This window comes from Nocardia yunnanensis, assembly GCF_003626895.1.
GTDB lineage: Bacteria > Actinomycetota > Actinomycetes > Mycobacteriales > Mycobacteriaceae > Nocardia > Nocardia yunnanensis.
On record NZ_CP032568.1, the window covers coordinates 371,436 to 393,575 of the forward strand.

At 68.7% G+C, this 22,140-nt stretch carries 24 protein-coding genes and 1 riboswitch; of the genes, 11 read left to right on the forward strand and 13 right to left on the reverse strand.

The genetic code is table 11. From position 1 onward, the window contains the following. Nucleotides 1-80: 80 nt before the first annotated feature. On the reverse strand, nucleotides 81-434 hold the full coding sequence (locus D7D52_RS01650; RefSeq protein WP_120743708.1) for a DUF488 domain-containing protein: 354 nt from the start codon (nucleotides 432-434) through the stop codon (nucleotides 81-83). Nucleotides 435-456: 22 nt separating this feature from the next. Here D7D52_RS01650 and D7D52_RS01655 point away from each other — a divergent pair, with 22 nt between their 5' ends. Then, the gene (locus D7D52_RS01655; RefSeq protein WP_120734731.1) at nucleotides 457-729 is read left to right on the forward strand and encodes a hypothetical protein; all 273 of its coding nucleotides are present in this window, start codon (nucleotides 457-459) and stop codon (nucleotides 727-729) included. A 65-nt stretch (nucleotides 730-794) separates the two neighbouring features. Then, a complete protein-coding gene (locus D7D52_RS01660; RefSeq protein WP_120734732.1) occupies nucleotides 795-1,100 on the forward strand; it encodes a glutaredoxin domain-containing protein in 306 nt (101 codons plus the stop codon). 66 nt (nucleotides 1,101-1,166) lie between these two features. Here D7D52_RS01660 and glyA read toward each other — a convergent pair whose 3' ends face one another. After that, nucleotides 1,167-2,462 (reverse strand): serine hydroxymethyltransferase, encoded by a 1,296-nt coding sequence (gene glyA / locus D7D52_RS01665; RefSeq protein ID WP_281279218.1) that lies wholly within the window; start codon nucleotides 2,460-2,462, stop codon nucleotides 1,167-1,169. Between the two features lie 106 nt (nucleotides 2,463-2,568). Then, a riboswitch (ZMP/ZTP riboswitch) is annotated at nucleotides 2,569-2,653 on the reverse strand. Between the two features lie 21 nt (nucleotides 2,654-2,674). Further along, entirely contained in the window at nucleotides 2,675-3,877 is a 1,203-nt protein-coding gene (locus D7D52_RS01670) for a DUF885 domain-containing protein (protein WP_187703096.1), read from the reverse strand. Nucleotides 3,878-4,258: 381 nt separating this feature from the next. Here D7D52_RS01670 and coaA point away from each other — a divergent pair, with 381 nt between their 5' ends. Further along, complete coding sequence (gene coaA / locus D7D52_RS01675; protein ID WP_120734734.1) at nucleotides 4,259-5,191, forward strand: type I pantothenate kinase; 933 nt, start codon at nucleotides 4,259-4,261, stop codon at nucleotides 5,189-5,191. A 28-nt stretch (nucleotides 5,192-5,219) separates the two neighbouring features. Here the strand turns inward: coaA and D7D52_RS01680 are convergent, their stop codons facing one another. Both D7D52_RS01680 and D7D52_RS01685 read right to left on the reverse strand, forming a co-directional pair. Next, nucleotides 5,220-5,825, reverse strand: coding sequence for a hypothetical protein (locus D7D52_RS01680; RefSeq protein WP_120734735.1), 606 nt, complete (start codon nucleotides 5,823-5,825; stop codon nucleotides 5,220-5,222). 98 nt (nucleotides 5,826-5,923) lie between these two features. Beyond that, nucleotides 5,924-6,703: an isoprenyl transferase gene (locus D7D52_RS01685; RefSeq protein ID WP_120734736.1), complete on the reverse strand. Its 780-nt coding sequence runs from the start codon at nucleotides 6,701-6,703 to the stop codon at nucleotides 5,924-5,926. A 172-nt stretch (nucleotides 6,704-6,875) separates the two neighbouring features. On the opposite strand from D7D52_RS01685, the gene trhA reads away from it, so the two are divergent. The 3 genes from trhA to D7D52_RS01700 all read left to right on the forward strand — a co-directional run bounded on the left by trhA (nucleotide 6,876) and on the right by D7D52_RS01700 (nucleotide 9,922). Further along, complete coding sequence (trhA, locus tag D7D52_RS01690; protein WP_120734737.1) at nucleotides 6,876-7,574, forward strand: PAQR family membrane homeostasis protein TrhA; 699 nt, start codon at nucleotides 6,876-6,878, stop codon at nucleotides 7,572-7,574. A 72-nt stretch (nucleotides 7,575-7,646) separates the two neighbouring features. After that, on the forward strand, nucleotides 7,647-9,218 hold the full coding sequence (locus tag D7D52_RS01695) for an adenylate/guanylate cyclase domain-containing protein (RefSeq protein WP_246023587.1): 1,572 nt from the start codon (nucleotides 7,647-7,649) through the stop codon (nucleotides 9,216-9,218). Nucleotides 9,219-9,451: 233 nt separating this feature from the next. Next, nucleotides 9,452-9,922: a hypothetical protein gene (locus D7D52_RS01700; protein ID WP_120734738.1), complete on the forward strand. Its 471-nt coding sequence runs from the start codon at nucleotides 9,452-9,454 to the stop codon at nucleotides 9,920-9,922. A 7-nt stretch (nucleotides 9,923-9,929) separates the two neighbouring features. Here D7D52_RS01700 and D7D52_RS01705 read toward each other — a convergent pair whose 3' ends face one another. Next, nucleotides 9,930-11,978 carry a thioredoxin domain-containing protein gene (locus tag D7D52_RS01705; protein ID WP_246023588.1) on the reverse strand — a complete coding sequence of 683 codons (2,049 nt, stop codon included), beginning with the start codon at nucleotides 11,976-11,978 and terminating at the stop codon, nucleotides 9,930-9,932. 175 nt (nucleotides 11,979-12,153) lie between these two features. Between D7D52_RS01705 and D7D52_RS37500 the strand changes: the two genes are divergently transcribed. After that, nucleotides 12,154-12,429, forward strand: a complete 276-nt coding sequence (locus D7D52_RS37500; RefSeq protein ID WP_162958122.1) for a hypothetical protein — start codon at nucleotides 12,154-12,156, stop codon at nucleotides 12,427-12,429. Here D7D52_RS37500 and D7D52_RS01710 read toward each other — a convergent pair. Next, nucleotides 12,410-13,195: a COG4705 family protein gene (locus tag D7D52_RS01710; RefSeq protein WP_246023589.1), complete on the reverse strand. Its 786-nt coding sequence runs from the start codon at nucleotides 13,193-13,195 to the stop codon at nucleotides 12,410-12,412. The genes D7D52_RS37500 and D7D52_RS01710 overlap by 20 nt on opposite strands. Before the next feature lie 10 nt (nucleotides 13,196-13,205). Then, nucleotides 13,206-14,024, reverse strand: coding sequence for a COG4705 family protein (locus tag D7D52_RS01715; protein ID WP_120734740.1), 819 nt, complete (start codon nucleotides 14,022-14,024; stop codon nucleotides 13,206-13,208). Between the two features lie 96 nt (nucleotides 14,025-14,120). Between D7D52_RS01715 and D7D52_RS01720 the strand changes: the two genes are divergently transcribed. Then, nucleotides 14,121-15,545, forward strand: a complete 1,425-nt coding sequence (locus D7D52_RS01720; protein ID WP_120734741.1) for a sensor histidine kinase — start codon at nucleotides 14,121-14,123, stop codon at nucleotides 15,543-15,545. On the opposite strand, the gene D7D52_RS01725 is transcribed toward D7D52_RS01720, so the two are convergent. Next, entirely contained in the window at nucleotides 15,456-16,181 is a 726-nt protein-coding gene (locus D7D52_RS01725; RefSeq protein WP_120734742.1) for a response regulator transcription factor, read from the reverse strand. The genes D7D52_RS01720 and D7D52_RS01725 overlap by 90 nt on opposite strands. A 156-nt stretch (nucleotides 16,182-16,337) precedes the next feature. Between D7D52_RS01725 and D7D52_RS01730 the strand changes: the two genes are divergently transcribed. Both D7D52_RS01730 and D7D52_RS01735 read left to right on the forward strand, forming a co-directional pair. Further along, complete coding sequence (locus D7D52_RS01730; protein ID WP_120743712.1) at nucleotides 16,338-17,543, forward strand: COG4705 family protein; 1,206 nt, start codon at nucleotides 16,338-16,340, stop codon at nucleotides 17,541-17,543. Nucleotides 17,544-17,641: 98 nt separating this feature from the next. Continuing rightward, nucleotides 17,642-18,460, forward strand: a complete 819-nt coding sequence (locus tag D7D52_RS01735; protein ID WP_120734743.1) for an alpha/beta fold hydrolase — start codon at nucleotides 17,642-17,644, stop codon at nucleotides 18,458-18,460. A gap of 41 nt (nucleotides 18,461-18,501) precedes the next feature. On the opposite strand, the gene D7D52_RS01740 is transcribed toward D7D52_RS01735, so the two are convergent. The 4 genes from D7D52_RS01740 to D7D52_RS01755 form a co-directional block, all read right to left on the reverse strand. Next, nucleotides 18,502-19,332: an SDR family NAD(P)-dependent oxidoreductase gene (locus D7D52_RS01740; protein WP_120734744.1), complete on the reverse strand. Its 831-nt coding sequence runs from the start codon at nucleotides 19,330-19,332 to the stop codon at nucleotides 18,502-18,504. A 43-nt stretch (nucleotides 19,333-19,375) separates the two neighbouring features. Then, nucleotides 19,376-19,828, reverse strand: a complete 453-nt coding sequence (locus D7D52_RS01745; protein ID WP_120734745.1) for an SRPBCC family protein — start codon at nucleotides 19,826-19,828, stop codon at nucleotides 19,376-19,378. A gap of 85 nt (nucleotides 19,829-19,913) precedes the next feature. Continuing rightward, nucleotides 19,914-20,123, reverse strand: coding sequence for a CDGSH iron-sulfur domain-containing protein (locus D7D52_RS01750; RefSeq protein WP_246023590.1), 210 nt, complete (start codon nucleotides 20,121-20,123; stop codon nucleotides 19,914-19,916). After that, the gene (locus D7D52_RS01755; protein WP_246023591.1) at nucleotides 20,101-20,733 is read right to left on the reverse strand and encodes a HemK2/MTQ2 family protein methyltransferase; all 633 of its coding nucleotides are present in this window, start codon (nucleotides 20,731-20,733) and stop codon (nucleotides 20,101-20,103) included. The genes D7D52_RS01750 and D7D52_RS01755 overlap by 23 nt, the downstream gene beginning before the upstream one ends. Nucleotides 20,734-21,063: 330 nt before the next feature. Between D7D52_RS01755 and D7D52_RS01760 the strand changes: the two genes are divergently transcribed. Then, a complete protein-coding gene (locus D7D52_RS01760; protein WP_120734747.1) occupies nucleotides 21,064-22,026 on the forward strand; it encodes a ferritin-like domain-containing protein in 963 nt (320 codons plus the stop codon). Nucleotides 22,027-22,140: the final 114 nt, after the last annotated feature.

The window sequence follows — 22,140 nt, forward strand, 5'->3', positions numbered from 1 at the left end:
TCGCGATCCGGCTCCCCGACTGTCGGGCGCATTGGTGAAGATCGCGTTAACGCCTGTCCGCTCTGGGTGTTTCGCGCAATTCATCGAGGAGTACCGGGGACATGGCTGCGCTCGACCTCCTTGGTCGCCGTGACCAGCGTCAACGGCCCCGCCGCGGCCTGTTGTCGCAATCGCGCCAACACCTCTCGCGCCGTGTCCGCCTCGAGCTCGATTCGATACCTGCGCTCGAACTCGGCACGGCGTGTCAGCGGGTCGGCGTTAAACCACTTCCGCAGCGCACCGGACGGGGTCACCGCCTTGGCCCATTCGTCGATCCCCGCCGCCTGTTTGCTGATCCCGCGCGGCCACAACCGATCCACCAGCACCCGGCGGCCGTCGGCCGGGTCGGGGGCCTCGTACACGCGCTTGACCCGGTACGTCGGCTGCGCTGTCATGCCCTCCATTACAGTCGAGGCCATGGCCGAAACCACGGATCTCGACAGCCTGCCCACCAAGGAATTGCACGACCGCGCCGTGAAACTGGCGGCCCGCCGTGGCGACGTCAAGTTCCTCTGGGAACTGCTGAAGTCGATCCCCGCCGCCGAGGCCGCGGCCGGCGATCTCGGCGAGAGCGAGGCCGACATCAAGTACGTGCTGCCCATCCTGGACGACTACGCGCACGCCGGCGAGGGCAAGATCGGCGAGGTGCTGCGCCCGATGTACGTCGACTACCTGAGCAAGCACGCCTGATCCGTTCCCCGGCACGGGATTTCGTCTCCCCGGCGCGGGTCGCGACACGCACGTAGAATCCGGTCATGACCGACCCCGTGCCGGAATTGGTCGTCTATCGACGCCCCGGCTGCCCCTACTGCTCGCGCCTGCGCCGGGTGCTCAACCGCCACGGCATCGTGCACCGGGAAGTGAACATCTGGGAGGACCCGGACGCGGCCGCCTTCGTGCGCTCGGTCGCCGACGGCAACGAGACCGTCCCCACGGTGGTGCTGCGCGCCGGTGCGTCCGAACGCAATTGGGTCAACCCGCCCCCGAAGGAATTGATCTCCACCGTCCGCGCCGACGCACCGGCGCTGACCGGCGGCCCCAAACGCTTCTTCACTCTCTGACCCAAACGAAGAGCCCCTCGCGATCGGTGAGATCGCGAGGGGCTCTTCGTTTCACGCGCGGGGGCGTCAGCCCAGCAGCTTCCAGTCTTCCAGGCCGTCGTAGAGCGGGAAGTCCTGCGCCAGCTTGGAAACCCGGCGGCGCAGCGAGTCCAGGTCGGCGGAACCGGTCAGCGCCGCGGCGATGATATCGGCCACCTCGGTGAACTCGGTGTCGCCGAAGCCGCGGGTGGCCAGCGCCGGGGTGCCGATGCGCAGGCCGGAGGTGACCATCGGCGGGCGCGGGTCGAACGGAACGGCGTTGCGGTTCACGGTGATTCCGATTTCGTGCAGCAGATCCTCGCCCTGCTGACCGTCGAGCTGCGAGTTGCGCAGGTCGACCAGGACCAGGTGCACGTCGGTGCCGCCGGTGAGGACGGTCACGCCCTTGTCCTTGGCGTCGGCCTGGGTGAGGCGCTCGGCGATGATCTTCGCACCGGACAGGGTGCGGGCCTGGCGCTCGGCGAACTCCGCGCCCGCGGCGATCTTGAAGGCCACGGCCTTGGCGGCGATGGCGTGCATGAGCGGACCGCCCTGCTGACCCGGGAACACCGCCGAGTTCAGCTTCTTGGCGAACTCCTCCTTGGCCAGGATCAGGCCCGACCGCGGGCCGCCGAGGGTCTTGTGCACGGTCGAGGACACCACGTGCGCGTGCGGCACCGGCGACGGATGCAGGCCCGCCGCAACGAGACCCGCGAAGTGCGCCATATCGACCCACAGGTACGCGCCGACCTCGTCGGCGATCTCGCGGAACGCCGCGAAGTCCAGGTGCCGCGGGTAGGCCGACCAGCCGGCGACGATCACCTTCGGCCGGGTCTCCTTGGCGAGCTTGCGCACCTCGTCCATGTCGACGCGGTGGTCTTCCTTGGAGACGCCGTAGGCGTGCACCTCGTACAGCTTGCCCGAGAAGTTCAGGCGCATACCGTGAGTCAGGTGGCCGCCGTGCGCGAGATCCAGCCCGAGCAGCTTCTCGCCCGGGGTCATCAGCGCGTGCAGCACCGCGGCATTGGCCTGCGCACCCGAATGCGGCTGCACATTGGCGTATTCCGCGCCGAACAGCTCGGTGACGCGAGCGCGGGCCAGATCCTCGACGATGTCGACGTTCTCGCAGCCGCCGTAGTAGCGGCGACCCGGGTAGCCCTCGGCGTACTTGTTGGTGAGCACGCTGCCCTGCGCCTGCAGCACCGCGCGCGGCACGAAGTTCTCCGAGGCGATCATCTCGAGGGTGTCGCGCTGGCGAGCGAGTTCCCCGCCCATCGCGGCGGCGACCTCGGGGTCGAGTTCGGCGAGGGACTGGCTGTTGACAGAGGCGCTCGTCTGGGTCACGCCGCCGAGTGTATTGGCCGGGGTCGCCGCGCCGTTCAAGGGGTTCGATGTGTCGCTCATGATGGCGCACCTCCGCTTTCCGGGTACCCCGAATGCCTCGGGGATCGCCAGGCACCCAGGCGCGCGGTGCCGGACTTCGGTGCTTCCCGGTGGTTGCTTCCACCTCGAGTGCGCCAGTCGCGGTCCGCCCATCCTATCCCGGCGCGCTGCCCTCACATTCGGCGGATCGCACCCGGGGTGAGGGGTTCGTCCAGCAGGCGCTGGAAGCGGTCGGAGCGGGCGGCGGGGTCGGGTGCTCGGTCCAGCCAGCCGCCGAGGAGGCGGTAGCCCTCGACGTAGGTGGAGATGTAGGCCCGCCACAGGGGGGAAGACAGAAAGCGCAGCGACTGGGTGGCTCGTTCGGGGGTGATCAGGCTCCAGCGCTGCAGGAATCGCGCGACCTCGTCGGCGTCGCGGTGGCGGTCGTGCAGCAGCAGCGCCGCGTCCTGCCGCACGCTCAGCAGGTTGGCCGACGCGGTCGAAATGCGTTCGGCGCGTTCACCGTCGAAGCGCAGGCCCAGATCGGCGTAGATCTCCTGCGCCCAGCGGCCCCAGCCCTGGCCGACGATCGACTTCAAGGCCAGATCCGCCAGACCCTCGGCCATCAGGCACTGCGGGGTGTTGACCACGAACAGCGTCTGCTCGTCCTGGCCCGCGCCCACCAGCCCGGCCTCCTTGCGGCAGTGCTCGGTGTGATGGCCCGGATACGACTCGTGCGCGATCAGATGCGGCAGCTGCGACATGTGCTGTTTGAGATCGGAGTTGATGGCCACCCGGGACTGATAGTTGCCCAGGTAGTAGTTGAAGCCCGACCACGGCTTGTCGCCCACCACTTCGTATTCCACGTGCTCGTTGTCCGGCAGCGGATAGCGCTCGCGCACGAGTTCACGCAGCGCGGAGGAGAACGCGGCCACGCATTCCCGCAACCGCTCGGGCGGGATCTCGTCCTGGCGGCGGTGCGCGGTGATGCGGTCGAGGAGCTCGCCCTCACCGGGCAGCACCTCGTCCAGCTGACGATGCGCCTCGCGGTAGTCCTCGGTATCTCCGGGCGCGATATCGACGTCGAAGTACGCGCGCACCTCGTCGACGAACCCGATGTCCTCGCCCGCGAACTTGCGTGCCGAACATTCGAGAGCCCGCAGATGCGCGTCCAGGAATTCGACCCGCTCGGCCGCGAGCCCGGCCTCGGGCAGCTCTTTGCGCAGCGCCGCGGCCTTGTGCGCGAGATCGCGCGGTTCCGGCGCGGGCGCGTTCTCCACCTCGCGCCGCAACGCCGGATCTCCGGTGAACGCGTCGACGAACCCTTCCTCGAGCCGGTCGAACGCCAGTCCGAGGCGCAGATATTCGGTGACCAGGGGATGCGCTGCTCTGCTCAATTTGCCCTCCGCTTCGCTACGGGCGGATTCGCGGCCCTGGAGGTCTCGATTCTTCCCTCCCTCCGTTCCTCCGCTTCGCTCCCCCGCCCCAAGGCGGAGGTCTATCAAGCCGCAGTCCAGAATCGAGACGGGCCGCGAATCATTATGCCTGTCAGCGGCCCGGATCAGCCTGTCGCACAGTCTCACCGGGCACACCAGGCCGCGGCGATGTGGCAAATCCCACTCCGGTTACCGACGAGTAGCAACACCTGGTGTTCACCGCGATGTTGGAGCCGAGCACAATTCGGCTATGCGTGGAGTGTTGGCCGGATCGCCGGGCACGGCGACGATGCGGCTTCCCGGAAGCTGTTGTCGTGGCGCGCGAAGGTGGGGACACGAGTAATGGCGCGGATGAGCGAGCCCAGCCCCTACGTGGAATTCGACCGCAAGCAGTGGCGCACCCTGCGCAAGTCGACTCCCCTGGTGCTCACCGAGGAAGAGCTGATCGGCCTGCGCGGCCTGGGTGAGCAGATCGACCTCGAGGAGGTCGCCGAGGTCTACCTGCCGCTGGCCCGGCTCATCCACCTCCAGGTCGCGGCGCGGCAGCGATTGTTCGCGGCCACCGCCACCTTCCTCGGCGAGACCCATCCCGATCGGCAGGTGCCGTTCGTGATCGGCGTGGCCGGCTCGGTCGCGGTCGGCAAGTCCACGACCGCGCGTGTGCTGCAGGCGCTGCTGGCGCGCTGGGATCACCATCCGCGGGTGGATCTGGTCACCACCGACGGATTCCTGTATCCGTCAGCCGAACTCGAACGCCGCGGCATCATGCACCGCAAGGGCTTCCCGGAGTCCTACGATCGCCGCAAGCTGCTGCGTTTCGTCACCGAGGTGAAATCCGGTGCGCACGAGGTGTGCGCGCCCGTCTACTCGCACATCGCCTACGACATCGTGCCGGGCGAACACCACTGCGTGCGCCAGCCCGACATCCTCATCGTCGAGGGCCTCAATGTGCTGCAGACCGGTCCGCGGCTGATGGTGTCGGACCTGTTCGACTTCTCCGTCTACGTCGACGCCCGCATCGAGGACATCGAGAACTGGTATGTGCAGCGGTTCCTGTCGCTGCGCAAGACGGCCTTCCAGGATCCGAATTCGCATTTCCACCACTACGCGAACTTCAACGATCAGGAAGCCACCAACCAGGCCAAGGAGATCTGGAACAACATCAACCGGCCGAACCTGGTGGAGAACATCCTGCCGACCCGGCCGCGCGCGACCCTGGTGCTGCGCAAGGACTCCGACCACACCATCAACCGGCTGCGGCTCAGAAAACTCTGAATCTCGTGCGAAGCAAGAGGAATCCGAGTCACAGCTTCCAGGCCGCGTCGAGGCGGGCGGCGACATCGATATCGGTGGCCGCCTGGATGTGCGGTTTGCAGATCTCGGTGGCGATGTAGCGCGCCACGAACCGGCGAATCTCGTGATCCACGCTGGCGATGATGCGCAGCAGCTCACCGCGCCGGGTGGCGGCCGCGACATTGATGCGCACATTGCTGGGCTGCGGTTCGGCGATCTCGATGAGCACGCGCAACGGCGCCGCGGTGCGGACCGTCAGGTGCAGGTGAATGGTCCCGTCCACCCGGAACGGGTAGCGATCCACCGCCAGGTCGATGAGCAGATCCACCTTGATCGGAATCACCAGATCGAACGAAATGATGTCGTCGACTTCGCGATTCAGCCGCGGCTGCCCGAGCCGCACGGTCGCCGAGAGTTTCGCGAGCTTGCCCGGTCCGGCCCCGATCGGCCCGAATTCGAAGGCCTCCCCGGTGAGTTTCTCGAAGGCCCCGGCTATCCGATCCGGCGAGGCCGCGTACTCGAGGAAGCGGCGGCCGAAATCCTCGTACGTGATGTACGGCACGGCCGCGACCTGGGTTTCCGTGGGGCCGCCCTGCCCCTCGTACAGCTCACTCATGCATTCCGACGGTACGCGAGCAAGGATGCGGCGAACCCGGAACACATTGCACTGCAATGGAACTGTGCACCGAACGAGATTACCGAGGTGTCCACCCGCTAGACGCCGAAGCGGCGGTGGCGGGCGGCGTAATCACGCAGCGCCCGCAGGAAATCCACGCGCCGGAATTCCGGCCAGTACGCCTCGGTGAACCAGATCTCCGAATAGGCGCTCTGCCACAACAGGAATCCCGACAGCCGCTGCTCCCCGGAGGTGCGGATGACCAGGTCCGGATCGGGCTGGCCGGAGGTGTAGAGATGCTGGCCGATGGCGTCGACGGTGATGGACTGGACCAGATCCTCACCGGTCTCCCCGGCGTCCATCTCCTGGCGGACCAGCGAGCGCACCGCGTCGGCGATCTCCTGCCGGCCGCCGTAACCGATGGCGACGTTCACGTGCACCCCGGTGCGGCCCTCGGTGCTCTTGGCCGCCTCGCTCAGTCTTCGCGCCATCTCGGCGGGCAGCTGGTCGAGCGCGCCCACGATACGGACGCTCCAGTCCTGTTCCGGCGCAGACAGTTCGTCGACGACGTCGGTGATGACCTCGAACAGGGTCTCCAGCTCGTCGGAGTCGCGCCGGAGGTTCTCGGTCGACAGCAGGTAGAGGGTCACCATCTCGATGCCCGCCTCGCCGCACCACCCGACCAGCTCGGCGATCTTCAGCGCACCGACCCGATGGCCGTGCGAGATATCGCTGAAACCGTTCTCCCGCGCCCAGCGTCGGTTGCCATCACACATGACGGCCACATGCCGCGGATGTTGTTTGCCAGCCAGCTGCTTGGACAGCCGAGCCTCATATATGCGATACGGGAGTCCGCGCACCTGACTCGCAACCTTCACGGCCGCAACCCTACGCTCCCGCGTCGCGGCGCGGAGCGACCGGGACACAAGCGCGAAACACCGGGGCCACCACGTGACGACACCCACTCGACAGGCCCGGACCCAACAACCTACGGTACCGTAGGTTACCGAGGAGGAACTTATGGCCGACGCTGTGCAGCCCGTCGAACCAATGGGCCTGATCGACACGGAACCCGCTGGTCCGATCGAGACCGTCCGGGAAGAACTGGCGCTCGTCAAACCGCGCCTGCGCGGCTGGATTCACGCCTGGGCCGTGGGCGTCGCCGCCCTCGCGGTGATCGTGCTGGTCTCGGTCGCGGCCACGGTGTCGGCGACCGCGACCTGGTCGACCCTGGTGTACGGGATCACCGTCTGCGGGGTCTTCGGCGTGAGCGCGACCTACCACCGGGTGAACTGGAAGACCGCCCGCGCCCGCATGTGGATGAAGCGGGCCGACCACTCGATGATCTTCCTGTTCATCGCGGGCAGTTACACGCCGTTCGCACTGCTGGGCGTGCGTGGGCGGGCCGGGACCGTACTGCTGGCGCTGGTCTGGGCGGGGGCGCTGGCCGGGGTAGCGCTGAAGATGCTGTGGCCCACCGCCCCTCGCTGGGTCGGGGTGCCGCTGTATCTGCTGCTCGGCTGGGCCATCGTGCCGGTGGCCGGGACGCTCATCGGGCATGTCGGGTGGACGCCGGTGCTGTTGCTGCTGGCGGGCGGCATCGCCTACAGCGTGGGCGGGGTGCTGTACGCCGCGCGCTGGCCGGACCCGTGGCCGGAGACCTTCGGGCATCACGAGTTCTTCCATGCCGCAACGGTCGTCGCGGCCCTGTGCCACTACGTGGCGATCTGGTTGGTGCTCCTGAGTTGATCTCGGTGGCGCCCCCCGGGTAATTGCCCACAAACGTGCAATCCAGGCCGAAAGGTCTCTAGAGTCTGCGACGTGACCAGCGGACTCATCCTGTGGGCGCTGCGTGCGCGGTGGGGTCTGTCGGCTGTCGTCATGGCGTGCAACCTCGGCGGCCTCGCGGTGATCACCACCGAACTGTTCCTCAGCGGCTTCCTGAGCCGGCTGGGGTCCGACATCCTGAGCACCTTCGTCCAGGTGTCGATCTACCCGGCCCTGGGCGCGTTCGTGGGCATCGTCCTCGCGGTGCGGGATCGCGGACACTATTTCGGCTGGCTCGATCAGCGCCGCCCGCCCACCGAGGGCGAGGCGAAAAGGCTGCTGCGGCTGCCGATCTCGATCACCGGCCGGGCGCTGGCCATCTGGCTGCCCGGCGTGGTGATAGCGGCGGCCATCTTCTCGCACGCCACCGAGGAACGCAGCTTTCCCGTGGTGCTGTCCATGTTCACCCTCGGCGGGCTGGAGTCCGCGGCGTTGACCTTCCTGATCGTGGACCGACTGATCCGGCCCACCATTCCGGTGGTGGCCGAGGTGCTGGAGGAGACCGCGCACTGGAGCAACACCGTGCTGGCGCGGGTGCTGGTCACCTTCGCGGTGGCCGGGGCGGTGCCGCTGTTCATGCTGATCACGGTGCTGGCGGACCCGTCCACCGATACCCAGGACCGCATTCGGACCGGCATCTACATGGCCATCGTCGGACTGTCGGCGGGCGTGGTGGCGACGGCGGCGCTGGCGCGGGCGGTGGCCACCCCGATGCACACCCTGCGCGACGCCCTCGACCGGATCGCGCGCGGCGATCTGGAGGCGCGCGTGCCGATCAGCAGCACCAGTGAGATCGGCCGGCTCGAGCATTCGGTGAACGAACTGGCCGTCAATCTCGCTGAGCGCGAACGCATGCGGACGGTGTTCGGCCGGCACGTGGGCGCGGAGGTGGCCGAGCGGGCACTGTCGGGCAATACCAGCCTCACCGGCGACATGCGTGTGGTGACAGCGCTTTTCGTGGATGTGACCGGCTCGGTCGCAATGGCCACCGAGCTCGCCCCGCACGATTTCGTGGCCAAGCTGAATAGACTGCTCGCCACCGTGGTGGCCGCGACCGAGGACAATCACGGGCTGGTCAACAAGTTCGAAGGCGATGCGGCCCTGTGCATTTTCGGCGCGCCCATCGCGCTGGAGGACAATGCCACCCCCGCGCTGCGGGCCGCCCGCCGCATGCGTGACGAGGTGGCGGCGCTGGGTGAACTCGACGTGGGCATCGGCATCGCGCGCGGACTGGTCTTCGCCGGCGACGTCGGTACCGACACCCGGCTCGAATTCACCGTCATCGGCGACGCGGTGAACGAGGCCGCCCGCCTCACCACCGAGGCCAAGCGGGTGCCGCGCCGCATCCTCGCCAGTCAGGCCGTCATCGACGCCGCCTCCGACGCCGAGCGCACGAACTGGCGCCACCTCGACACTCTCCACCTCCGCGGCCGCCGAGAGCCGACGCCGAGCTGGACCGACGTCCCGTCGCCAGCCCACCGCAACGGCAATGCCCCGCAGGCCGCCCCGCCGCCGGCCGCACCCCAACCCCCGGCACCCGCGGCCGGCCAGGCCGCCGATCGCTGATCATTCATGCCGCTTCACGGTCACCCGCGCACCCGCCCGGACCTGCCAATACTCTGACGCACACAATGATTTCAACACTCCCGGAGAGTAGAACCGCCCGCCTGCGGCGGCAACGCATTAACCGCTGACCTCTCGCGGTCGCGCGCGGCGAACCGGCATGTCATACCGGAGGACTGGTGGGTGTGCTACCTGCGGGGGATCCGGCGCGAAGCGCGGGGTCGGACAGTGAACGTATGACTGAAATCGGGGCGTTCGAGCGGACTTCGGCGGCGGTGTGGGAGCGCCCGGAGCGGGCGATTCTGGCGTATCGGGCGGTGGTGGCCGCACTCGTGGCGGGGGTGGCGGAAACGCTGGGGCGGGCGGCGATCGCGCTCGACGCCTCCGATGTCCGGGTGTCGGGAATCGTGGTCGGCCTGCTGGTTCGGGCGGCGATCTACGCGGCGGTGTTCACGCTGGCGGCGCGGATGCTGACCGGAAGCCGCTGGGCACGACTGATTCTCGTGATCGGACTGGGCACGGTCGGGCTGGCCTCTCTCGTGGTCGAACCGATCGGCGCGATCCTCTCGGCCCACTCCTTCGGCGACCTCCTCACCGGCTGGACGCCGAACACGGTGCTGCTCGGCCTCTTCCGCGCCGCGCACGTCCTGGCCGTCCTGGTCTTCCTCCCCGCCGCCCTCACCACCGGCCGCCCCAGCCATCGTTGACTGCCACTCAGTGTTCGGGCGGGAGGAGGGCGGTGTGGATGTCTTGGGGGGTGGTGACGGGGAGGTCGCAGACGGAGCCTCGGCAGATGTAGGCGGCGGCGGTGTCGTTGACGGGTGGACGGTCGGCGAGGAGGGGTTGGGAGTTCAGGGGGCCGGAGACGATGATCGCGCCGCCGGGGGCGGCGGTGCGGGCGGCGGCCAGCAGGGTTGCGGCACTGGCGGATTCGCCGTCCGGGCCGGTGACCACCGCGACCTGGATGGGGCCGCGCAGGGCGGCTTCGGCGACGGCCAGCCACTGCCCGGCCGAGCGGGGCGCGCGGGCGAGCAGGACCGCGCCCCGGGTGAGGGTCAGGTCGGCGAGGTGCCGGTAGCGGGCGGCCGGTTCGGTGTCGGCGATGGCGGAGGCGGTGAGCAGGGCTTCGGCCAGCACCGACGTCCCGGCCGGGGTCGCGCCGTCGAGGGGATCGCGGGGGCGGGTGAGCAGGGTCTCGGCGTCATCGGCGGTATCGAACCAGCTGCCGGGGGTTTCGGGGTCGGCGAAGTGCGTGATGGCGGCATCCAGTAGCCGTTGCGCGTGCGCCAGCCACTCAGCGTCGGCGGTCTGATGCAGCGCGAGCAGGGCCAGGGCCAGCCAGGCGTAGTCCTCGAGAACGCCGGGCGCGGTGCCGGGCACGCCGCCCAGCGAGGCCCGGCACACCCTGCCGTCGCTGACATGCGCGTCGAGCAGATAGCGCGCGCATCGCGCGGCGGCGTCGATCCACTCCGGATGCCCCAGTGCCGCACCGGCTTCCGCGAGCGCCACGATGGCCATACCGTTCCAGGCGGTGACCACCTTGTCGTCGCGCTCCGGCTGCGGCCGGCGCGAACGAGCCTCCGACAGCCGGGCCCGTATGACTTCGAAGCGTTCGACATCGGCGGGATTCGGATCCGCGTACCGGGTCAGCACCGAGGTGCCGTGTTCGAAGGTGCCCGCCGTGGTGACTCCGAAAAGCTCTGCCGCCCAGCCGCCTTCGAGAGCCCCGAGTTCACCGTTCAGCTCGGCGGGGGTCCACACGTAGGTAGCGCCCTCGACTCCGGGCTTCCCCGGCTCGAGGTGGGTGTCCGCGTCCAAGGCAGACGCGAAGGCGCCCTGTTCGGTGCCGAGATCGGTGAGCAGGAACTCCACGGTTTCCCGAGTCACCCGCCGCGCCAACGCGTCCGGCCCGCGCCGGGCCAGATGGGCGTACACCCGCAGCAACTGCGCGTTGTCGTACAGCATCTTCTCGAAGTGCGGCACCACCCACGCGGCATCCACCGAATACCGGGCGAACCCGCCCCGCAACTGGTCGTAGATCCCGCCCCGCGCCATCGCCTCGCAGGTGAACGAAACCGCCTGCAGCACACCGGGATCCCCGGTCCGCTCGTAATGCCGCAGCAGCCCCTCCAGCAACGCCGACGGCGGAAACTTCGGCGCGCCCCCGAACCCGCCGTGCTGCGAATCCAGATCCTTCAGCACAGTCCCCACGGCAGGCGCGAGCAACTCCGCCCCCACCGCGATCTCCGCATCCGGCAACCCGGCCGTCTGCTGCCGCAACGCCTCCCCCACCTGCGCCGCCGCCGTATTCACCTCATCCCGCCGATTCCGCCACGTCTCGTCGACTGCCGTCAGCAACTGCGTGAACGACGGCATCCCATGCCGCGGCGTCTTCGGGTAATACGTCCCGCAATAGAACGGCTCCCCCTCCGGTGTGAGAAAGCACGTCATAGGCCACCCGCCCTGCCCGGTCATGGCCACGGTCGCATTCATGTACACCGCATCCAGATCGGGCCGCTCCTCCCGATCCACCTTCACGCACACGAACTTCGCGTTCATCAGCTCGGCCGTCGCCGCATCCTCGAACGACTCGTGCGCCATCACATGGCACCAGTGACAACTCGCATACCCGATCGACAACAGAATCGGCACATCCCGTTGCGCCGCCTCCGCCAGGGCCTCGGGTCCCCACTCCCGCCAATCCACCGGATTTCCCGCATGCTGACGCAGATAGGGCGAAGTCGCACCGCTCAGTCGGTTCACCCTTCCAGCGTCGCACACCCGGGCCGACCCGCCGACGTTCCGTCGAAGGTTTCGAATCGGCGGCCTTGCACTCGACAGGGCAGAGTGCTAGAAAGGATCTATGCCTTTTGGCATAGCTTATCTAGAACTCCTTACATAGGTGTCGAGTGACCGAGCAACACACCAGGACACGTTCATGACCACTGCGACCTCTGAGAACCGATACGCGCCCGCACCGCCCACCGACGCCGAAACCGAAGCGCCGGTGGTGGTCTGGCCGGAACCCAGCCCGCTGCGTCCGTGGTGGGAGACGGTCATGCAACCCGCCATGCCGGCCGATCCGGCGGTTCCCCGCTCACCCGACCCGCGTCACCCGCACGCCCGAAACCCATTCTTGCGCAAGGACTCGCGCCGCCCGCTGAGTCAGCGTGGCACCGCCCACGTTCGCGCCATCAGTCGACGCTCGCAATGACGGGCGGGGCCGCCGAGCGTCGGGCGAGCAGGGCGATGAGTGCGGTCATGGGGACGGCGGCGGCGAGGGTCACCCAGCCGGTGCCGAGGTTCAGGCCGTCGCTGCGGTCGGAGGCGAACCAGTCGGTGATCGACGCACCCAGCGGCCGGGTGATGACGTAGGCGGTCCAGAAGGCGAGGACCGGGTTCAGTCCGGCGTATCGCCAGGCGAGGGCGGGTAGCGAGATGGCCGCCGCGAAAAGGACCGCGGACAGCAGGTAGCCCAGATGCAGTGTGGCCGCGGTGAAGTCGCCGGCGACGGTGCCGAGGGCGAAGGTGACCATGACGGTGGCCCAGTAGAAGCCTTCGCGCCGAGGGGTATTGATGCTGTGCACGTCCAGCGTCCCCTCGCGGCGATGCCACAGCGCGAACACCCCGGCCAGGAGCGCGAGGAACACGACGGTCGAAATCCCCAGCGGGATACCGATGACGAAGTCGACGATGTCGGCGACCATGGTGCCGAACACGGCCACCATGATCACCGCCGTCCAATACGTCCATACGCGGTAGCGCGGGGCACGGAACTGGACGATCAGGCTGGCGGCGAAGGCGAGCAGCGCTCCGCCCACGGCCAGCAGCGGGGGCAGATGTTTGACGAGGAAATCCGAGAAGGTCTCCCCCATCCCCGTCGTCAGCACCTTGATCACCCAGAACACGGCGGTGATCTGCGGAACCTTGGCGGGCAGCGAGGGCAGGACCGAATCGGTCAGTGTCACACGGTTTGTCACGACGTCACTATCACTGGCGGTCGCTGAGAGCACGCTGAGCGGGCTGGCCGGCCACCGCGGCGCGAGTTCGCTTGTAGCCGTACACGATCCCGCTGACCAAGATCGCGAGCAGCGCCGCCGAGGTCTCCCACGTGCCGAAGCCGAGCCCGCCCTTGGCGTGCGGCTTGGACAGCAGGTCGCCGACCGTCGCACCGAGCGGGCGGGTGAGGATGAACGCCAGCCAGAACAACAGCACCCCGGAGATCCGTGTGCGGTAGTGCGCGGCGAGCAGGACGGCCATGATCGCGCCGATGAGCGTGGCGCTACCCCAGTAGCCCAGACCCGAACTGTCCGAAAGATAGTCGCCCAGCGAGGTACCCAGCGTGTTGGACAGCAGAATCGCTGCCCAGTAGAGGATTTCGGCGCGCACGGAGGCGATGCCGTTCACGTCGTAGGTCAGACCGCTCGCCTTCCAGATCGCGAACACCATGGCCAGCCCGGTGATGAGGATGACCGCGCCGGTGCCGTACCCGAGGCCGCCGTCGGTCGAGGTGCCCGAGCCCGGCCCGCGATTGAGGAAGTCGGAAATGGTGGTGCCGGCCGTGCTGGTGGCGGCGATGACGGTCCAGTACAGCGCGGGATGAAACCGCCGGGCGCGCAGCTGCGCGAACAGGCTGACAGCGAAGATCGCCAGAAACAGCACCGAGGCGGCGGCGTAACCGAGATGCAAGGTTTGCGCGAGCAGATCGCCGCCGGTCTCACCCAGCGTGGTGGCGGCGATCTTCAATACCCAGAACAGCGTGGTGACCTGAGGAAGCTTGTAGTCGGTGCGCGCCTGCGCCGAATCCATGCCGGAGGATCCCTTCTCGAGGACGTGGGGTCGGCGCGGAGTCTGCCAGCCGATCGCTGAGGACGCGCTGAGATCATTTACCGGTCCCTGCCCGCGATGTCCGATGATGGGCTGGTGAAACGGTTCCCGAGCTGGCTGACGTCGGCGCACTGGGGGTTGCGGCTGCGATCGGCGCTGGCCTCGGCGCTGGTGGTGGGCGCGGTGCTGCTGGTGGCGGCCGGGGCGATGCTGTGGGTGTTGTATCGGTCGCTGCGGCACGAGGTCGGGGCGGCCGCGGACTCCCGGGCCAACCAGATCGCGGCGGAGCTGACGCGCACCCCGGCCGCGCGGTTGCCGGAAACGCTGCTCGAGGCCGACCGCCAGATCGCGGCCGTTCAGGTACTCGATTCGGCCGGACGGCAAGTCGCGGCCTCCCGCCACGACCTGAACGCCCCGCTGACCCAACTGCCCGCGCACGACGCGACGGATCTGCCCGCCGCCGCCGGTTACGACGGCGACTGGCGGATCACGGCCATCCCCGTCCCGACGCCCGAGGGCACGTTCACCGTGCTGGTCGCCGCCGACACCGAGGAGGGCGAGCACGCCGTCAAGAAGGTCGCGGCGCTGCTGGCACTCGGCGGTCCCGCGGTCGTCGCGGCCGCCGCGGCCGTCACCTATCTGCTGGTGGGCCGGTCGCTGCGGTCGGTGGAACACATCCGGGCCCGGGTCGCGGGCATCGAGACGAGCGACCTTTCCCGGCGGGTCCCGATTCCCGCCGCCCGCGACGAGATCGCCCGGCTCGCGGAAACCATGAACGCCATGCTCGACCGCGTCGAAGCCGGTCATCGCGCCCAGCGCCGATTCGTCGGCGACGCCTCGCACGAGCTGCGCAGCCCGCTGGCCACGATCACGGCCGCCCTGGAGCTGGCCTATCACCGCCCCGAAGCCTTCGATCGGGAGTTGATCGGCGCGACGCTGCTCCCGGAGGCGGCTCGCATGCGCACCCTGGTCGAGGACCTGCTGACGCTGGCCGCCGCCGACGAACGCGAACTCGAATTGCGGGTCGGGGAGGTCGATCTCGACGATCTGATCGCCGAGGAAGCCGGCGCGTTGCGGCTGCGCGGCGCGGTCGCCGTGCAGACCACGATCGAGCCCGTGCGCGTCCACGGCGACCGCGCCCGATTGACGCGGGCCCTGCGCAATCTGACCGACAATGCCGCCGCGCACGCCCGCGGCCGGGTCGCCCTGCGCATCGACCGCCACGGCGACCGAGCCCGCATCACGGTCGACGACGACGGACCGGGTATCGCCCCGGCCGACCGATCGCGCGTCTTCGACCGGTTCGTGCGGCTCGAGGACGATCGCGCGCGCAGCAGCGGCGGCTCCGGCCTGGGCTTGGCGATCGTCGCGGAGCTCGTCGCCGCCCACGACGGCAGCGTCCACGTGGCCGAATCACCGTGGGGCGGAGCCCGTTTCGTCATCGAACTGCCCATCGCCGGGCCCGCCGTCCGGATCGAGCAGCCGGTAACCGACCCCACGTAGCGTCTGAATGCTGTTGCGCCCGAACGGCGCATCGATCTTCTTGCGGAGATAGCCGACATAGACCTCGACGACGTTCTCCGGCCCCTCGTAGTGCGCATCCCAAACGTTGCGCAGGATGTCGGTCTTGGTGAGCACGGCGCCCTTGTGCCGCAGCAGATATTCCAGCAGCCCGAATTCCCTTGGCGTCAAAGTCAATTCGGTGTCGCCCCGGTGCACGCTGCGTCGCACCGGGTCCAGCCGTAGATCACCGGCGGCCAGAATCGTCGGCTGCTGCGGTGCGCGCCGCCGCATCAGGGCGCGCAGCCGGGCGATGAGCACCACGAACGAGAACGGTTTGGTCAGATAGTCGTCCGCGCCCAGATCCAGCGCGTCGACCTGGTCGTAATCGCCGTCCTTGGCGGTGAGCATCAGCACCGGCGTCGCCACGTCGCGGGCCCGCAGCCGCCGCAGCACTTCGTATCCGCTGAGCCCCGGCAGCATGATGTCGAGCACGATCACGTCGAATTCGTCCTCGGTGGCCCACCACAGCCCGTCCGGCCCGGTCGCCGCCAACTGCACGACGAACCCTTCCAGTTCCAGCCCCCGCCGCAGCGTCAGCCCCAGTCGCTCCTCGTCCTCCACCACCAGCACGCGCACCCCACCAGCATGCAGCACCGCTCCCGGGTTGCTCGTCGCGTCCGGGGTGGTGTGGCGCGGCGGCGCACGCTCTCTCAGCGCGGTCACAGCGGGCGCTGACTACGGTCACCCGCTGTGGCGGATACGACGAAGTCCGAGGTCGGCACGACCCGGCACATGCTGAGCAAGGTGCCCGAAGTCACCGTTTGGTTCTGGATCATCAAGATCCTGTGCACGACGGTGGGGGAAACCTTCGCCGACTGGATCAACAACACGCTGGGTGTGGGCCTGGGTCTCACCGCGCTGCTGTTCACCGTGGCGCTGGCGGTCGTGCTGGGCTGGCAGTTGCGGCTGGACCGCTATGTCCCGTTCGCCTACTGGCTGACCGTGGTCACGCTCAGCGTGACCGGCACCCTGTACACCGACATCCTCACCGACAATCTCTCCGTGCCGCTCGCCGCGAGCACCAGTGTTTTCGCCGTCGCCTTGGCCGTCGTGTTCGGTGTCTGGTTCGCGCGGGAGCGCACCCTGTCGATCCACAGCATCGTCACGCTGCCGCGTGAATTGTTCTACTGGCTCGCGGTTTTGGTGACCTTCGCCCTCGGCACCGCGGCGGGCGACTGGACGCTGTCGGCGACCGGCTGGGGACCCGGTGTCTCGGTGCTGCTGCCGGCCGGGCTCATCGCCGCGATCGTGCTCGGCTGGCGCTTGGGCGCGAACGCGGTGCTGTCGTTCTGGCTCGCCTACATCCTGACTCGCCCGCTCGGCGCGAACCTCGGCGACTGGTTCGCGGCCTCCAGAAGCGATCACGGTCTCGGCGCGGGCACCGCCCTCACCAGCGTGCTGTTCCTGGCCGCCATCCTCGCGACCGTCCTCTACCTCACCCGCAGCCGCAGTGACGTCGTCGACGATCAGCGCCCCGCCGCCGGCCCGGCCACCACCCCGGCCCGGGAGCGAATCATGCTCGGCTACTACGCGATCGTCGCCGTCCTCGCCGCGTCCCTGCTCGCCTGGGCGGCCGCCCGACCGCATGCGGACGCTGCCGCCGAAGAGGAAAACGGCGGCGCGACCGCCACTTCCACCCTGACACCGGGGCAAGCGACCGCCCATTTCCCGCCCGCCGAGATCGCCAAGTTCCGCACCGTCACCCAGGACACCCTCGCCCAGGTCCAAGCCGGTCGGCAGCAGGACGCGAAAACCCGCATCAAGGATCTCGAAACCGCCTGGGACGACGACGAATCCACGCTGAAGCCCATGGACCGCTCCGCCTGGACCACGATCGACGGCCGAATCGACGCCGCGCTGAAGGCCGTCCGCGCCGCCAGCCCCGACCAGGCGACCGAAACTCAAGCCCTCACCACCCTGCTGGCCACCCTCGGCTGACAGCCGTCGAAAGTACTTAAGTACGACAGATTCCCCCGGCATCGGATCTCAATAACGTTGTGGCCAGTACGAATGACCACTCTCGATCGGAGAATCCGATGCCTTACTTCGACTCGCACGACGGAACCCGGCTGCACTACCAGGATTGGGGTACGGGACAGCCGGTGCTGTTCCTGGCCGGCGGATGGCTCAGCAGCAGCTCCTGGGAATTGCAGATGCTGCCGTTGTCACGAGAGGGGCTGCGGTGCCTGTCGTATGACCGGCGCGGGCACGGGAAGTCCGATTGGGTGGGGCACGGTTACGACTACGACACGCTCGCCGAGGATCTGGCGGCGTTTCTCGAGCACCTCGATCTGCGGGAGGTCGTGGTGGTCGCGCATTCGATGGCGGGTGGCGAGCTCGTACGGTATCTGACCCGGCACGGCAGCGCGCGGATCGAGCGCATCATGCTGGTGTCGGCGACACTGCCGTTCCTGGCGCAGGCCGACGACAATCCGGGTGGGGTGCCCCAAGCCGTGGCCGATGCGGTGAACGCGGCGCGGGCGGCGGATCGGCCGCTGTGGATGGAACAGAACGCCCAGGCGTTCTTCGCGACCCACCTCGGCAATCAGGTGTCCTCGGCGCGGATCGCGTGGATGGTGCAGAAGTGCATGGACTGCTCGTTGCTGGCCGCCGACACGATCATGGACACCATCTACCACGCCGACTTCCGCGCGGAACTGCGCGCGATCACCCTGCCCACCATGATCATTCACGGCGACGCCGACGCCTCCGCACCCCTCGACCTGTGCGGCCGCAAGACCAAGGACCTGATCCCGGTCAACACCTACAAGGAGTACCCGGCCGCCGGCCACGGCCTCATGATCACCCACGCCACCCAGCTCAACGCCGACATCCTCGACTTCATCAAGTCCTGACCGGCGGGCTCGATCGCGACCGATGCGCGATCCGGATTCGGTTACGGCCCAGGTTCGGTGTGCACGGGCGGGTGCGGGGCGGCCGCGCCGCCGGCCGGGGCCGACAGGATCCGGTTGGCTTTCGCCTTCAGCGTGTCGGGAGTGACGCGAGACAGCGCACCCATGGCCTTGACCAGCGGGGATGCGGCGAACACCTGCTGCTTGCCGCTCAACAACGCCTCGACGCCCTGGCGTGCCACGTCGGCGGGATCGTCCTTGGGCAGGCGGCCGAGGCGGGTGCCGAGCATCTGGGCGCGCCGGAAGAAGTCGGTGTCGGTGGGTCCGGGCAGCAGCGAGGTCACGGTGATGCCGTTGCCGCGCAACTCTTCTCGCAGCGCTTTGGCGAAGGACTGCACGAACGACTTCGACGCGTTGTAGACGGCTTGCTCGGGTCCCGGCATGGTCGCGGCGATGGAGGCGGTGAACAGTATGCGGCCCTGTCCGCGCGCGGCCATGTCGCGGGCGACGAGTTTGGCCAGGTGCACGGTCGAGCGCACATTGAGGGCGACGATGTCGAGTTCGTCGTCCAGGTCGGTGTCCAGGAAGCGGCCGCCCCGGCCGACGCCGGCGTTGAGTGCGGCGATATCGAGGCGGCGACCGTCGGCGGTGGCCCGCTCGTAGAGTTCTTCGACACCCTTGTCGGTGCGCAGATCGACCCGTACGGGCCGGACCGTCGCGCCGGAGCGGTCCAGGAGTTCGGCGGCGGTCAGGATGGTTTCGTCCTCGGCGGCCACCACCACGTCGTATCCGCGGTCGACGAATTGTCTGGCCAATTCGAATCCGATGCCGCTCGAGGCTCCGGTCACCAGTGCGAGGGAACGTTTTTCGGTCATGCGGTCGGCCTACCCACATCCCGTGCGCGCAAGCGTGCGGCGCTCAGCCGGACTGCTTCTGGCGGCCGGTGATGATGGCGGCCAGGCGGCGCAGGGATTCCTCGTTGCGCGGCACCAGCATCAGGTCCTGCAGGGGTCCGGGCAGCACGCCGATCGGGCCGCGATGGGCGCGTTCGGCGATCCGGATGGTGGTCTCGCCCGGGGTGTGCTCGGTCAGGGTCATCGTGATGCGGGCCGCGCCGAACGGCCACAGCGCCGCCTCGAGTTCGATGTCGTGCGGCGGGTGCACGTCGACGACCGTGGTGGTGTCCTCCACCGTGAGCGGCCACAGCCCAACGCTGTGGTGAATGCGGGTGCCGATTCCCGGCCAGCCCTCGTCGACGTCTCGAATGTGCGTCGCACCGACGACCCACAGCGCGAACAGCCATCCGTCGGCTATCACCTCGAAGGCCTCGCTCACCGGCACCGGCACCGTGATTTCGGGTTCCGCGACCATCGCATCGTCCTTTCGGACACGCGGCCCACAGCGGGCCGGCAGGGGGATGTCTCTTACGTTGTCCGCTTACCCAGGTCGATCCGACTCATTCCGGGGTGCGCCGGCGTTTGCGGTGGCTGGTGTCGCAGAGCGGATAGATCGAGGAGCGGCGGCACAGGCACAGCGCCACCACCCACCGGTCGCAGTGCAGGGTGCGACCGTCGGCGGTCTTCACCTCCAGCGGGCCCTCCACCAGCGCGGGACCCTCGGCGGTGTAAGTGATTGTGCGCCGGTCATTTTCGCGGTCGGTCGGCACGGATCACCACCAATTCCTCGTAGGTCTGCCGCGGCCGGATCAGGCCGCGCGCGGCCAGCCAGCTCGCCCGGTCACGCATGACCGGCCCGAACGGGATCGTCTCCCGCGCGACCGTCGCGGCCTTCAGACCGGAGGTGCGCAGGCGATCGAGGGTCTCGTCGACGCCGCACAGCGTGGAATGCACCATCAGAAATGTCCCCGAGACGGAGAGCAGGTCGGGGACCCGCGCGCACAGCGCGTCGATGGGGGCACGGCCGTCGACTCCGCCGTTCCAGCAGCGTGCGGCGCCCGTCGACTTCTCGTCCTCGGGGCACGGCACATACGGCGGGTTGGACACGATCACATCGAAGGTACGGCCGTGCAGCACCGAGCGGAAGTCGCCGTGGACCAGCTCGGGCCGGATGCCGCGCACCCGGCAGTTCAACCACGCCGAGGCCAGGGCGGTCCGCGAAATATCCACGGCGGTCACGGCTTTCACCGGCAGCCGGGCGGCGGCGATGGCCAGCGCGCCCGTCCCGGTGCACACATCGAGAACATGGCTCGACGCGGGGATGCCCGCGCCGGCGACAGCGCGCGCCAGCAATCGGGTATCGGCCTGAGGCCGATACACACCGGGTCCGCGGATCAACATCATGAGTCGGGACTTCCCGCGGATTCGCGAGTTATTCGCCGATTGTGCATCGAATTCTCGGCCCACCGGGCCGTCGTCCCACGGCCGGCGACACGCGGGGACGGGTCGCAGTGACCTACGCCATACGCCGGGCGATGCGCTGCGGCTATCACCAGGTAGGCGGGATTTCCGGCCGCCGACCGGGGCCTCGGGCGCGGGGAGATCACGAATTCGATTGGGGCGCATGGTTTCGGTGGGTGGTGGGGGGTTAGTCGGGGGATGGTGCATCGTTGCGCCGTCCCATCGCAACCCGTCGAAGGACGAATACTCATGAGCACACGCGACACCACAACCCTGTTGACGCAGCTGCGCGCGGTCCGGGATCTGACCAATACCGAGGTCCAGATCGCCCAGACGCGGATCGCTCAGGCGCGCACGGAGGCCGTGCGCCGCGAATTGACCGAGAACGCCGAGCACGGGCGCGCCCGCGTGCAGGCCATCGAATCCGTGATCCGGGACCTGGGCGGGGTGCCGGCGGTGGTGGGCCCGTTGTTCGGGCGGCTGCTGGCGCTGTTCAAGGCGCTCGGCGAGCAGAGCCGCCCGTTCGAGGAGGCCCTGCTGGGGGATTTGAGTCTCGAGCATCAGCTGCTGGATCGGTCCCGCTACATCAAGGCGCTGGCCACCGACGCGCAGCGCAAGGACGTGGTCGCGTTGGCCGAGCGGCTGATCGAAGCCCACACCGCGACCGTGCAGTGGCTGACCACGGTGCTGGCCGAGGACGCGTTGGGCGGTCCGGCGGCGTTGCGGCGCACCCCGGCGCAGATCGTGACCGGGACCGCGGTGAAGCTGGCCAATATTCCGGCGTCGTGGTCGGCGCACGGGATCGATCGGGTGCTCGATACGTTCCGGTCGGTGCCGCCGGCGCTCGAGGAGCTGCGGGCCCGCGGTGAGCATGCCGGGGAGGTCGCGGCCAAGACGTTGAGCGCGTCGCGGGATGCGGCGTTGCAGACCGCCGAGCAGGTCACCCGCCGGGAGGGTGCGCGCCAGACCGCGGATGCGTTGCGGTCGGTGCGGACCGCGACGGGGGTGTTGGAGCCGGGCGAATTGCCGATCGAGGACTACGACGAGTTGAACGTGTCGCAGACGGTGTCGGCGGTCAAGGAGCTCGAATCCCCGTCGGATCTGCGGGCGATCCTGGCGTATGAGGAGGCCAACAAGAACCGTCACGGTGTCGTGTCGGCCACCCAGACCCGCCTGGCGGCCATCGCCCCGGAGATCACCGGCCTGAACTGATCCCTACCGGGACACCACATCTGGTGGATCCGGCATTCGAAGCGTCTGCGCCGCAACAGGTTCGAGCGGCCCGGAACTCGAATGCCGGATCCCGGCGTCTCTCGGCTTGACATT

Coding starts and splice junctions, on each gene's coding strand:
- coaA (WP_120734734.1), top strand. CDS start 4,259: ATGGCGCGGATGAGCGAGCCCAGCCCCTACGTGGAATTCGACCGCAAG.
- D7D52_RS01715 (WP_120734740.1), bottom strand. CDS start 14,024: ATGGATTCGGCGCAGGCGCGCACCGACTACAAGCTTCCTCAGGTCACC.
- trhA (WP_120734737.1), top strand. CDS start 6,876: ATGGGCCTGATCGACACGGAACCCGCTGGTCCGATCGAGACCGTCCGG.
- D7D52_RS01740 (WP_120734744.1), bottom strand. CDS start 19,332: ATGACCGAAAAACGTTCCCTCGCACTGGTGACCGGAGCCTCGAGCGGC.
- D7D52_RS01745 (WP_120734745.1), bottom strand. CDS start 19,828: ATGGTCGCGGAACCCGAAATCACGGTGCCGGTGCCGGTGAGCGAGGCC.
- D7D52_RS01760 (WP_120734747.1), top strand. CDS start 21,064: ATGAGCACACGCGACACCACAACCCTGTTGACGCAGCTGCGCGCGGTC.
- D7D52_RS01720 (WP_120734741.1), top strand. CDS start 14,121: ATGTCCGATGATGGGCTGGTGAAACGGTTCCCGAGCTGGCTGACGTCG.
- D7D52_RS37500 (WP_162958122.1), top strand. CDS start 12,154: ATGACCACTGCGACCTCTGAGAACCGATACGCGCCCGCACCGCCCACC.
- D7D52_RS01660 (WP_120734732.1), top strand. CDS start 795: ATGACCGACCCCGTGCCGGAATTGGTCGTCTATCGACGCCCCGGCTGC.
- D7D52_RS01680 (WP_120734735.1), bottom strand. CDS start 5,825: ATGAGTGAGCTGTACGAGGGGCAGGGCGGCCCCACGGAAACCCAGGTC.
- D7D52_RS01730 (WP_120743712.1), top strand. CDS start 16,338: ATGCTGAGCAAGGTGCCCGAAGTCACCGTTTGGTTCTGGATCATCAAG.
- D7D52_RS01700 (WP_120734738.1), top strand. CDS start 9,452: ATGACTGAAATCGGGGCGTTCGAGCGGACTTCGGCGGCGGTGTGGGAG.
- D7D52_RS01650 (WP_120743708.1), bottom strand. CDS start 434: ATGACAGCGCAGCCGACGTACCGGGTCAAGCGCGTGTACGAGGCCCCC.
- D7D52_RS01655 (WP_120734731.1), top strand. CDS start 457: ATGGCCGAAACCACGGATCTCGACAGCCTGCCCACCAAGGAATTGCAC.
- D7D52_RS01735 (WP_120734743.1), top strand. CDS start 17,642: ATGCCTTACTTCGACTCGCACGACGGAACCCGGCTGCACTACCAGGAT.